This is a genomic window from Spongorhabdus nitratireducens (genome assembly GCA_947387575.1).
GTDB lineage: Bacteria > Pseudomonadota > Gammaproteobacteria > Pseudomonadales > Endozoicomonadaceae > CANDOC01.
In genome coordinates this window covers 342,329-355,292 of record CANDOC010000004.1, presented here as the reverse complement: position 1 = coordinate 355,292, position 12,964 = coordinate 342,329, and the positions used below count along the sequence as shown (strand labels likewise).

Sequence of the window (12,964 nt, the reverse complement as noted above, 5' to 3'; positions counted from 1 at the left end):
TATGCTCTGGAGAGCCAGATCATGAAAGATTGTCGGGCAGTTGATGGCAGTCTGATAATATCGGTTATGAAACTAGATTCACTAACATAGTGAACCTGATTTACTATCCTGTCAAGAATACCCATAATAAAGTGAAATGAGATTCAGAAAAGGCCCCAAAGAATGACGCTGTCTGCAGATGCCAAAACCGGTATGCTTCTTTCAACAGCATTAATATCCGTAGATATTGCCGCTTTTGTACTGCGTGATAACAAGTTACAGGTATTAACCCATAGCCGGCCCGATACCGACCTGCCGGCTCTGCCTGCCGGACGTATTGAACCGGAGCTGGACAGCTGTCTGGATAATACGGCAGAGCGCCATTTACTGACCCTGCTGGATACGCCTCCGACATATCTCGAACAGGTGGTTACGATTGGCAATGATTTCCGGGATACCCGTGGCTGGTCACTGACCGTGGTTTACTATGCCCTGATTCCACCTTCTGCCGAGCTGAAGCTCGGTACCGATGCGGAATGGCATGATGTCAGTGCTATGGGAGAGACTTCGACCCTGGCTTTTGACCATGGCGCACTGGTAAAGCAAGCAATGGAGCGGTTATCCAAAAAGGTTCAGTACAGCACCCTGCCGCTTTATCTGCTGCCTGAAACATTCTCCCTCTCCGATATTCGCAAGGTATTTGAAGCCCTGCTGGGAAAAGCTCCGCCCATGCGTTCGATCCGTAACCGCTTCCTCAGTGATAACCTGCTGCAGCCTACAGGAACCATGCGCTATGGCAGTAACCGGCCGGCAGCACTTTACCGGATCAACCCGGAGCATGAACCCCGATTGTTTAACCGGCTCTATCACACCACTGCGTCATAGCTCGCCAACAACAATAGTTCGCTATCAACAATCGTTCACTAATAACGCACCCCAGCTGCATGCTTATACTAACCCGGCTGGGAAATATGCCGATTAAGGTCTTTACTTCAGGCAAAATTATGAAAAGAGATGAAGTGCATGACCTTCGGTGCTCGATACATTTTTGTTCTTTGCCTGATGTTATTCTCCCTGCAGACAGCCGCTACAGGACAGAATTCACCAACGACCGCAGCCGACATGGATAACCCGGGTAATAAAGTGGTACAGCCAACCAGCGCCACACACGAACAGATCGAGCAACATCCCGAGCAGATTATTCAAGCGTTTCTGCAGCGACAGGACAATGGCTTTACCCTGCCACAGCAGCCTGATGTCGAAACCAGTGAGACAATTGAACTGGATGGCAAGTTACTTCGCATCCGCCGGCTGGGATACAAATTCACTTCCCAGCGCTGGCTGGAGGGTGAAGCCGCCGGGGTCGACTTTCCTCTCTGGCAACACCGCCTGACACTCTATATTCCCGAGTCACAGACTGCAGTATCACACTCAGGACATATCATTTTCTATATCGACGGTGGAACCCTGCATCCTATTGCCGGTACACCGGCTCAACCGGGATCAGATGCTCTTAACTTTCAGTCCATAGCTGCAAGAACCGGGCTGATTGTTGTCCATTTACAGGACATACCCAATCAGTATTTCAGTTTCAGCCAGGATAACTCCCAAGCAACAAAAGAAGGCAAGGTCACCCCCGGAGGCGCTCATGGTTTCTACAAGGAAGATGACCTGATTGCCTGGAGCTGGAGGCGGTTTATATCCAATCCTGACACTTATACAAGTGTTCCACTGCAACTGCCGATGCTTAAAGCCGCAGTGAAAGCGATGGATGTTACCCAAACATTATTAGCCCGACACAACCTGCCATCAGCCGACAAGTTTATTGTCAGCGGTCTCTCCAAGCGGGGCTGGATAACCTGGTTAACCGCAGCCTTTGATCCACGGGTTGTGGCCATCATGCCAGGCGTCATTGATGTGCTGAATACAGTGCCCAGCATGCAGCATCAGTTTATGGCCTACGCCGGACATTGGGCACCCGCTGTGGCCAGCTACCGCAGCATGTTGCAGCTACTGGAGCCCGGACGCCAGCTATCACCACAACAAAAGATAGAAAGGCAAAATCTTGAGCTGCTACTCCATCTGGTTGACCCATTTACTTATAAAAATCGTATTACCCAGCCCAAGTTGGTCCTCAGTGCTTCCAGCGATGACTTTTTCCTGCCGGACAGTTGGCAGTTTTTCCTGAAAGAGCTAAAAGGTCCAACGTATACCCAGGTTCTGCCCAATAACCCTCATTACATCGTGCGGGAGAATGCTGCAACAGTAACCGATAGCCTGACTGCTTTTGCTGCCTACATTGCCACCGGAACACCGCTACCCGAATTGAAATGGCAGCTGGTAGACGGAAAGCTTGTGGTGACCACAACCCAAAGACCGAATCATATACTTTTCTGGCAGGCAGAAAGTCCGGACATTCGAGATTTTCGAATAAACCGGGGCTCTGAAGCTCCTGTTCGGTATATAGCCCGGCATATCGATGCCACCTGTCAGGGCATTTCCTGTAAATATACGTTCGATATTTCATTTCCAGACAAAGGCTGGAGTGCATTTTTCACGGAATTTTCTTTTGAGGACAAAAGCTTACCTCCTCTCCTACTGACCACCCCGGTTTTGGTGCGACCGGAATCTTATCCTCCCGTCAGATAACGCAACTTACAGCCGGAACTGTAAACTACCTCTGTTTGTCTACCTTTGGGCATGATCTATAACTCCTGGAGGTAGATTAAATGATTCGTAAACTCACAGCGCTGCTGGCAATCACTGCCAGCATTACTGTGCCGGTCTCCATGGCTGGTCCCGGCCTGAATCTGGTTACATCCAGATCCGCCAGTACGGAAGCAACAACATCAACACTGTTTGTACGATCAATAATCGATATTGATACCCCCCTCAACCACAAAGATATTGTTCTTGACGGGATTCCAAAATCACCAACAGTGCCACACACAGGTGTTAATAACTGTGGATTTATTACCCGGCACGTTCAGGTCTCGGAAGGTCTTCACGTTGTCGGCACAATCGATGGTCAGATCCACCTTTACCGTGAAAATGCCGGACAGGCCGGAGTAGTAGCATCGGTGGCAGCAAGCCTGGTCGAAACCAGGAATCTTGCTGATTACGGAATGAAGCCACTCCTTCAGAATGCTGCCCTGATTCAACAGCTCGACGAAGTATTCCCCACGAAGACAGATCAAACCGAGGGAGCAAGTTCTAAAGAGCTCAACCCCGAGCTGGAAGCATTCAAACTGAGAAATCTCGGTATGCCGATACATTTCTCCCGCCCATTCCGTGATGAAAAAGAGGGCCACCAACCTGCAGTATTTGCGCTTGCTGACAACCATGTGTTCAGAATTGTCATCACCGGTGCCGAAACAGATGCACCCAGAATGGACATACGTCCATTCCCGGACAGAGATAACAATGTTTGCTATGTCCCGGTTACTCCGGTAGACAACCCCTGGACTGTAGCGTCAGTACTAAACACAGATGCACGCTCCCGTGGAGGACTAAAAGAAGCTGCGGGCAAAAACATTGATGACCTGCAGACAAGAATCTTCCCTGACTATGCTACGGGTATTTCTTGGGAGAAGACGGAGTCAGAGTTTTTGTTGGTCGTCACTCTGGACAGTCGAAACGGAGAGTATGCTACCGGTGTAGATTATCTCACCAGTAATGAACCTGCCGGTTGTAACGGCAGAGGTATCATTATGTGTCAGTATTCTACGGAACCTGATCCTTCATCTTCAACACCGCGCTGGAAAAAGCATGCCTATTCCAACCTTACCAGTATGTGGCCACGCCCAAATGAGCAAACAAAGTTAATGGCAAACTCCTGTCACAGCATGCTGACGACTGTTCACGATGACCAGGCCTATCTGACCATGCAGCTTCACCATCATGAGCTGGCCTATGCTCCACTGGAAGCAAGCCAGAACTGTATTGGGCTGCTACCCAATATCCCTACAACAAAAGCTATGATGGATTCCCATCCGATCACGACAGGGCATTCCCCCCTTCTGCTGTACAAACTACCTCCTGCATATGAAGAGGGTTTTCACTTTAAATTCTTTATGAGTGGCAAAATCCGGGCTGCCGATAAAGTCAGTCGCGCTTCGGAAAACAGGCTGCAGATTCCTTATCGAAATGGCATCTTTATAGTTGCCTGCACCAGGTTTGACGCACAAAAAGATTCCCCAAACATCAAAATTGCTGCTTTAACCAGAGGAAATCAACCTGTCGACGCTGTTGTCAGCATTCACAAGGTAACGATGGTTCATGGTGAGGAACTGGATCAAGAGGCAGCACAATCTGCATTTGTCCAAAAAAGATTCGTTCCAGCCTGTTCTGAATTCGGCAGAATCGGTGTGCCTGCCGGAGCAGATCATGCTTATGATTTTGGCAGAATTCATGATCATCTGAACCTGCAACCTCTTTCCCTGTAATTTCCCATCACAAATATTGTCAGGAATGCACTAAGCATTCCTGACTCTTCAAAACCAAGCGCTTGCTTGGTATAGTCCGTTCAACAAATAATAACAACGTCGTGCACAACTTTTGCCAATACTTGCTTTTATCATGGCAACTGCTGCGCTTACGACATGCCACTCTGCCCGTTTAATCGAGGGAATACGGTGGAAAAAAACAATAAAAACAAACCGGAAACCGTCCGCATTGGTTGCGCCAGCGCCTTCTGGGGTGATACCGAAACTGCGGCAGCACAGCTGGTGAAACAAGCAGATATCGATTATCTGGTGTTTGACTACCTGGCCGAAGTTACTCTCTCCATCATGGCTGCAGCCCGAATGAAAAAAACGGAGCTGGGTTATGCAACAGACTTCCTTCAGGTTATAGGCCCACTGCTGCAGGATATCGCTGATAAAAAGATTCGTGTTATCAGCAACGCTGGCGGTGTGAACCCCGAATCCTGCCGTGATGCACTCGAAGCTGTGATCAAACAGGCCGGCCTGAGTTTGAGAGTTGCACTGGTCACCGGTGATAATGTGATGCCGCAGGCCAGTGATCTGGCAGCAGCCGGCACGACAGAAATGTTCAGCGAAGAAGCAATGCCGAAAGGCCTGGTAACCATGAATGCCTATCTTGGTGCTTCACCGATTATTCAGGCACTTGAAGCCGGAGCAGATATTGTTATTACCGGACGAATTGTCGACAGCGCTGTTGTAACCGCGCCTCTGGTTCATGAATTTGGCTGGTCGATGACCGACTACAACAAGCTGGCTCAGGCCAGCCTTGCAGGTCATATTGTTGAATGTGGCGCTCAGTGCACCGGCGGCAACTTTACCGACTGGGAAAAAGTTGCTGACGGTTACAGCAATATGGGCTTTCCTGTGATCACCTGTGAAGCGGATGGCCGGTTTGAAGTCAGTAAGCCAGACAATACTGGCGGCATCGTATGTCGTGAGTCTGTCGCGGAACAACTGGTATACGAGATTGGTGATCCAGGCGCTTATCTACTCCCGGATGTGATTTGTGATTTCACTCAAGTATCTCTCGAAGAAACAGGATCAAACCGGGTTAGGGTAACCGGCGCAACAGGTTACGCTCCTACTGATAAATACAAGGTATCTGCCACCTATCGTGATGGTTTCAAATCCACTACATCGTTTCTGCTGGCCGGTATCGATGCTAATAAAAAAGCAGAAATCGTTGCTCGTGCAATTCTTGACAAAACAAGGCGGCGATTTGAGGAATTGGAGCTTGGTGATTACTCAGGTGAATGCATTGAGATACTGGGCACTGAAAGCACCTATGGCACAAATAGTTGCATATCCTCCTGCCGTGAAGTGATCGTAAAAATTGCTGTTGCTCACCGCCGGAAAGAAGCCCTGGCTATCTTCTCACGGGAAATCGCCCAGGCAGCAACCGCCATGGCTCCAGGGATGACAGGCTTTGTGGGTGGCCGCCCCTCGGTTGTCCCTGTTATCAGGTTATGGTCATGCCTGGTCGAGAAGAGCAGGCTCGACCTGAAAGTTGATATTGAGGGAAGTATCACTGACGTTGTTCTGCCCGAGCAGGGTTATTCAAGCACACCACCTTCGCCTGTTCAGGAACAGACTCCGTCAGTGTCTGAAGAGACTGATGCTACCGTCCCATTGATCAAGCTTGCTGTAGCCCGCTCCGGGGATAAGGGTAACCACGCCAATATTGGTGTTATTGCCCGTCATCCTGACTATGTGCCCTATATTGCAGCTGCACTATCAGAGCAAGCCGTTGCCGACTGGATGCAACATGTTCTGGATCCGGTCAGTGGCAAGGTTGCCCGCTGGGCTATGCCAGGTATTCAGGCATTTAACTTCCTGCTGGAAAACAGTCTGGGGGGCGGGGGAATCGCCAGCCTGCGGATTGATCCGCAGGGCAAGGCTTTTGCCCAGCAGTTGCTTGATTTTCCGGTTCCGGTGCCCGCAGCACTCGCTGCAAAACTTTGCGATTAAAACAACAATAACAAGGTATTAAGCATGTCGTATAAATCCGTCCTTCATCCAGAAATTTTTGTCGGCAAGAACATTATTGTGACGGGTGGAGGCAGTGGTATTGGGCGCTGTACTGCACATGAACTGGCATCACTGGGAGCCCAGGTCATTCTGATCGGCCGCAGTCAGGAAAAGCTTGACCGGGTAACCGCCGAAATTGAGGAAGAAGGCGGCAAGGTTGTTTCATGGTCTGTGGATATACGTCATGAAGAGGGTGTACAGGCAGCGATTGCTTCTATTGTTGAAAAATTCGGTGTTATTCACGGGCTGGTAAACAATGCCGGAGGTCAGTTTCCTGCACCGATGGAAAGTATCAGCGCCAAAGGCTTTGAAGCGGTAGTGGCAACCAATCTGACCGGCGGCTTTCTGATGTCACGGGAAGTGTACAACCAGAGTATGAAGCAACATGGTGGTGCGATCGTCAATATCACCGCTGACAACTGGAATGGCATGCCGGGTATGGCCCATTCGGGAGCAGCCCGTGCCGGTATGGTCAACCTAACCAAGACAGCTGCTTTTGAATGGGGCCCAAGTGGTGTCAGAGTCAATGCTGTTGCCCCCGGCTGGGTTGCATCCAGTGGCATGGACACCTACGAAGGTGCCATGAAAAAGATTATCCCGACCCTGAAAAACAATGTTCCCCTGAAGCGAATGGCAACCGAATCAGAAGTCAGCTCGGTTATCTCTTTCCTGCTGAGCGAAGGTGCTGCATTTATCAACGGTGAAACCATCCGTATCGACGGTGGCGCACCGTTAGGCAGTGCTGCCTGGCCCAGCCCTACCAAAGCCCGCAATGTAGAAACCTACAATGGTTTCCATCTGGCTGAATTGCCTGACGTACTGAAAGAAAACGAAGAGAGTTGAGGATCAGGCTATGCCAAGGCTGGAAACAAATATAAATACAAGCTCAGCCGGTTTTCACGCTAACTGTGAAGCCATGGATGTTCATGTGCGGGCTTTTCGGGATATCGAAACACTGGTCGAAGACACTGCCCACCAGAAAAAAGCCCGTTATGAGAAAAAAGGCATACTGCTACCACGGGAACGACTCAATCTATTAGTAGACCCGGGCCGTCCGTTTCTGGAGCTGTCTTCACTGGCCGGATACAAGATGTATGGCGACAAGGATGGTACCGGTGCAGGGGCAGCCTGCATCGCCGGTATTGGTTATGTATCCGGCGTTCGCTGTCTGGTCGCAGTCGATAACTACGCAGTGAAAGGCGGCACAATCACGCCTATTGCCCTGGAAAAGCGACTGAGACTGCAGAAGATCTCTCTTGAAAATAAACTGCCGTTAATCTCGCTGTCTCAGAGTGGTGGGGCAGATCTTAACTATGCAGCAGAAACCTTTGCGCCTGGCGGCCGTGCCTTTTTTAATCAGGCCAAACTCTCGGCTGCCGGTATTCCCCAGATTACAGTCGTCCATGGCAGTGCAACTGCAGGCGGAGCCTATCAGCCGGGTATGTCTGATTATGTGATTATGGTGCGGCAGCAGGCAACAATGTATCTGGCAGGCCCACCACTATTGAAAGCTGCAACCGGTGAAGTAGCAACTCATGAAGAGCTTGGCGGCGCAGAAATGCATTCCCAGCAAGCCGGTACCGGTGAATATCTTGCTGAAGATGACCGGGATGCGATTCGAATTGCCCGGGATGTGATGGCCATGGTCTCATGGGATGCCGGAATGCCATCCCGACAGCAGGCATTTGAAGAACCGCTTTACAGTCCTGATGAACTGGCAGGCATTGTTCCCGCTGACCCCAAAACCCCCTACGATGTTCGGGAAATTCTGGCGCGTATTGCCGACAGTTCTGACTTCCTCGACTTTAAACCCGAGTTTGATAACCAGACTGTCTGTGGCCATATCAAAATAGAAGGCCAGACCTGCGGCATTATCGGTAACAACGGTCCGATTACACCGGCGGGTGCCAGCAAGGCCGCACAGTTTATCCAGCTTTGTGATCAGGCCGGCATTCCCCTTCTGTTTATCCACAATACCACCGGTTTTATGGTGGGAACCGAAGTCGAGCGCAACGGCATTATCAAACATGGTTCCAAACTGATTCAGGCCGTCTCCAATGCCAAAGTACCGCGCATCAGCATTATCGTGGGAGGCTCTTACGGTGCCGGCAACTATGCCATGTGTGGCCGGGGTTTTGATCCGCGCTTTATCTTCGCCTGGCCCAACAGCACCACTGCCGTAATGGGGGCTGCACAGGCTGGTAAAGTACTGCGTATCGTTACCGAAGATAAGCTGGCACGAAGTGGCCAAGACACTAATGACGCAAACAACAGTCAGTTACTCGACGGTATTGAGCAGAAAACAGCGGCACAGATGGCGGCTCAATCAACAGCTCTGGCCTGTACTGCACGTTTATGGGATGACGGTCTGATTGATCCACGCGACACCCGCCGGGTACTGGCTTATGTACTTGATATCTGCAAAGCATCTGAGTTGAGGCAGACAAATACCAGCAGCTATGGCGTCAGCCGGTTCTGAACTAAATAACAATAACGATATAAAAAGGATTCACTCCCATGCTGTTTACTGAAGAACACAAGGCCATCCAGAAAACCGTCCGCGACTTTGTTGAAAAAGAACTGAACCCCCATACCGAAGAGTGGGAAAAAGCCGGTGCCTTCCCTGCCCATGAAGTATTTAAAAAAATGGGCGATCTGGGTTTGCTGGGAATTACCAAACCAGAAGCCCATGGCGGACTGGGTCTGGATTACAGCTATCAGGTTGCCTTCTCAGAAGAGCTGGGACTTTGTCAGTCCGGTGGTGTATCACTGGCCATCGGAGTACAAACCGATATGGCCACTCCAGCTCTGGCCCGTTTCGGTTCGAATGAACTGAAAGAGGAATTTCTGGCTCCTGCCATTGCCGGAGAAAAAGTAGCCTCGATTGCCGTGAGTGAACCCGGTGCCGGCTCCGATGTGGCTGCAACCAAAACTCAGGCCCGGAAAGATGGTGATGACTACATCATCAACGGTACCAAAATGTGGATTACCAATGCGACACAGGCGGACTTTTTCTGTTTGCTGGCCAATACCTCTGATGATCCGGCTCACAAAAACAAGTCATTGATTGTTGTGCCTTCCCACCTGCCGGGAATCAGTTTTTCTGAAAAGCTGAACAAGTTTGGTATGCGATCATCGGACACCGCTCAGGTATTTTTCGACGATGTACGAGTGCCTCGTCGTAACCTGATTGGTCAGGAAGGTGCGGGTTTTACCATGCAGATGATTCAGTTTCAGGAAGAGCGTCTGTTTGGCTCCGCCATGGGACTCAAATCAATGGAGTCCTGCCTCAATGACACGATTGAATATCTGCGTGAGCGTAAAACCTTTGGCCAACCAGTGCTGCATAACCAGGTCATTCATTACCGGCTGGCCGAGTTGCAAACCGAAATCGAAGCCCTGCGGGCACTGGTTTATCAGGCAACAGAAACCTATATCAATGGTGGCGATGTTACCAAGCTGGCATCCATGGCAAAACTCAAGGCTGGCCGCCTGACCCGTGAAGTTACCGATACCTGTGTTCAGTACTGGGGTGGCATGGGTTACATGTTTGATAATCAGGTCAACCGTTATCACCGCGACCTGCGCCTGACCGGCATTGGCGGTGGCGCCGATGAAATCATGCTGGGAATTATTACCAAACTAATGGGCATTGCACCCAAAGTTCAGGCGTACGCAGCACAACAGAAGAATGACTAAAGGACTGTCTTGCAGGAGAAAAATAAATGACCCATTCCAGCTACAGACAGTTCAATAAAATACTGATCGCCAATCGTGGCGAAATTGCCCTGAGAATCATTCGTACCGCAAAAGCCCAGGGCTATCAGACTGTTGCCGTTTATAGTGAAGCCGACCAGTCATCACCTCATGTTACTGCAGCAGATGAAGCTGTGTTGATCGGCCCGGCACCGGTGACAGAGTCCTATCTTGATGCCGGAAAAATATTTGCAGCCGCGGAGCTAACTGGAGCCGATGCTGTCCATCCAGGTTATGGCTTTCTTTCCGAGAATGCTGACTTTGCCCGGGCCTGTGCCGATCGGAATATCGTCTTTATTGGTCCACCAGCCGATGCAGTGGAATTAATGGGCAGCAAACGGCTGTCAAAGATTGCCATGCAGGCTGCCGGTGTCCCCTGCATTCCCGGTTATGAAGACAGTGACCAGAGTGATGAGCGGCTGATCAGCGAAGCCATTACTATCGGCTTTCCGTTGATGATAAAAGCGTCTGCAGGCGGTGGCGGCCGCGGTATGCGGGTAGCTTCCAGCCCGGAAGAATTACCCGAATTACTGCGCAGTGCGCGCAACGAAGCGCTTAACGCATTTGGCAGCAGCGAGCTGATTCTGGAAAAACAGGTTATCGGTGCCCGCCATGTTGAAATCCAGGTTTTTGCAGACCACCATGGCAATGTCGTTCACTTGGGAGAGCGTGACTGCTCGGTCCAACGCCGACACCAGAAGGTGCTGGAAGAAGCGCCCTCCCCTGCTGTTGATGAAGCGCTGCGAGCACGTATGGGCGAAGCTGCAGTGCAGGCTGCACTGGCCTGCAATTACCGCGGTGCCGGTACAGTAGAATTTCTGCTGACGTCTAGTGGTGAGTTCTATTTTCTGGAAATGAATACCCGGCTTCAGGTTGAACACCCGGTAACCGAACTGGTAACCGGGCTGGATCTGGTCAGCTGGCAGCTCGATGTTGCCGCCGGATACCCGCTGCCGCTACGGCAGCATGAGATCAATCTTCAGGGTCATGCAATCGAAGCCCGGCTTTATGCCGAGGATCCTGAAAGCAACTTCCTGCCCCAGACCGGATATATTCATCAGTGGTTACCTGCCTCTGGTGACGGTATCCGGATTGATGCCGGTATCCAGACAGGGCAGACACTTTCTCCTCACTACGACCCGATGCTGGCCAAAGTCATTGCCTACGGCCGGGATCGCAGCGAAGCCCTGCGTAAACTGAATTATGCCCTGCAGCAGACTTCCTTGCTGGGCGTGACCACCAACCGTTCATGGCTGGCTCGTATTGTCAGGCATCCGGTTTTTGCCAGTGGTGACTTTAACACTGACTTCCTGACCCATTACGGCTCTGCCAGTGCCTTGCAATCAGGAGAGCCACCGCTGACGATACTGGCTCTGGCCGCCGTACTCAGCCGCCATAATAACCGCTCGCAAAATGAGCACGGTTGGTCTTTCTCCCATAATGCACCCCGCGGTTGCAGGCTTGCCCTCGCAAATAATCCGGGTCGAAATTCCAGCAGCAATAGCTGGAACCTTGATATCACCGGCTCCGGGCCAGACAGTTATCAGGTCACACTGGATAATCAGCAGATAGAACTTGCCATTTACCCGACTGACAATAACACTGTCACTTACCACATAAACGACATTAGACGCTCAGTAAAATATTTGCACCATAACGGTCAGATTATTATCGATACCGGTGAAAGCTATTTCTGCTTTGAGGACAGAACACTGCACTGCGCCAGAGCGGGTTCCGACAAGGCAAACGGCCGACTTTGCGCCAGCATGGACGGACAGATTATTGCTACGCTGGCAACACCGGGCGAGCAGGTTTCCAAAGGGCAGACCGTGGTCGTACTTGAAGCAATGAAAATGGAACACCCCCTGACAGCTGACTGTGACGGTGTACTGAGTGAGCTACAGGTGTCAGCCGGAGATCAGGTTAAAAGCAAACAACTGCTGGCCACAATTACTCCGGCTGAAGTTTCCTGAAACTATCAGAGATGTGAACGAATGGCAGAACCTGCTTTAGCATTACAGCCTACCGACCCGGACAGCCCTCGTGGACGCCTGATGCGGGGCGCAGCCCAGTTGTTCCGTACCAAGGGCTTTGACCGTACCACTGTGCGTGATATTGCTGCCGAGGTTGGTATCCAGTCCGGAAGTATCTTTCACCATTTCAGGTCCAAAGACGACATTCTGCGGGCGGTGATGGAAGAGTCTGTCTGCAATCTGATTCGCAGAATCCAGCAGGCGCTGGAAGGGCTGGAATCACCCCGTGATCGTTTGCGCGCCATGATTCGCTGTGAACTTGAGGCACTTCGGGGAGATCAGGGGGATGCCCTTGCAGTACTGGTCTATGAATGGCGCTCACTCTCAGAGTCAGGCCAGAAGTCCCTGCTTGAAGGACGCGATGCCTATGAAAAACTCTGGCAGACCGAAATGAATGGAGCAGGCAGTTTACTGCGACAAGGAGTAGATCCGTTCATCCTGCGTCGTTTTGTACACGGCGCACTCTACTGGACAACGCACTGGTATCAGGATGACGGCCAGCTCGGGCTGGATCAACTGACTGACATGGCAATGCCAATGCTGTTCCAGGATCCCTAAGAGCCTGTTCAAAATCTTGTCGTGGGCTGCAAATGCCGATAAAAAACTCAGGTGCTCCGCTTTTCCTCGTTACATAGCACCACTATGCGCCTCAAAAAATCGAAGCACCTGAGTTTTTTCTCAACA

The 12,964-nt window shown here is 50.9% G+C and carries 9 protein-coding genes; all 9 read left to right on the top strand.

What is annotated here, in order from left to right:
* The first annotated feature begins 162 nt into the window (after window positions 1-162).
* The 9 genes from ACYZZ0_RS10065 (at window position 163) to ACYZZ0_RS10025 (ending at window position 12,838) form a co-directional block, all read left to right on the top strand.
* Window positions 163-864 (top strand): NUDIX hydrolase, encoded by a 702-nt coding sequence (locus tag ACYZZ0_RS10065; protein ID WP_461536487.1) that lies wholly within the window; start codon window positions 163-165, stop codon window positions 862-864.
* A gap of 138 nt (window positions 865-1,002) precedes the next feature.
* The gene (locus ACYZZ0_RS10060) at window positions 1,003-2,628 is read left to right on the top strand and encodes a PhoPQ-activated protein PqaA family protein (protein ID WP_461536486.1); all 1,626 of its coding nucleotides are present in this window, start codon (window positions 1,003-1,005) and stop codon (window positions 2,626-2,628) included.
* 80 nt (window positions 2,629-2,708) lie between these two features.
* Window positions 2,709-4,424 carry a hypothetical protein gene (locus ACYZZ0_RS10055; protein WP_461536485.1) on the top strand — a complete coding sequence of 572 codons (1,716 nt, stop codon included), beginning with the start codon at window positions 2,709-2,711 and terminating at the stop codon, window positions 4,422-4,424.
* Window positions 4,425-4,613: 189 nt separating this feature from the next.
* Window positions 4,614-6,431 carry an acyclic terpene utilization AtuA family protein gene (locus ACYZZ0_RS10050; RefSeq protein ID WP_461536484.1) on the top strand — a complete coding sequence of 606 codons (1,818 nt, stop codon included), beginning with the start codon at window positions 4,614-4,616 and terminating at the stop codon, window positions 6,429-6,431.
* 24 nt (window positions 6,432-6,455) lie between these two features.
* Entirely contained in the window at window positions 6,456-7,334 is an 879-nt protein-coding gene (locus ACYZZ0_RS10045; RefSeq protein ID WP_461536483.1) for an SDR family oxidoreductase, read from the top strand.
* A 10-nt stretch (window positions 7,335-7,344) separates the two neighbouring features.
* Complete coding sequence (locus ACYZZ0_RS10040; RefSeq protein ID WP_461536482.1) at window positions 7,345-8,970, top strand: acyl-CoA carboxylase subunit beta; 1,626 nt, start codon at window positions 7,345-7,347, stop codon at window positions 8,968-8,970.
* A gap of 38 nt (window positions 8,971-9,008) precedes the next feature.
* Entirely contained in the window at window positions 9,009-10,190 is a 1,182-nt protein-coding gene (locus ACYZZ0_RS10035; RefSeq protein WP_461536481.1) for an acyl-CoA dehydrogenase family protein, read from the top strand.
* A gap of 26 nt (window positions 10,191-10,216) precedes the next feature.
* Window positions 10,217-12,220 (top strand): acetyl/propionyl/methylcrotonyl-CoA carboxylase subunit alpha, encoded by a 2,004-nt coding sequence (locus tag ACYZZ0_RS10030; protein ID WP_461536480.1) that lies wholly within the window; start codon window positions 10,217-10,219, stop codon window positions 12,218-12,220.
* A gap of 21 nt (window positions 12,221-12,241) precedes the next feature.
* A complete protein-coding gene (locus tag ACYZZ0_RS10025) occupies window positions 12,242-12,838 on the top strand; it encodes a TetR/AcrR family transcriptional regulator (protein WP_461536479.1) in 597 nt (198 codons plus the stop codon).
* Window positions 12,839-12,964 lie beyond the last annotated feature (126 nt).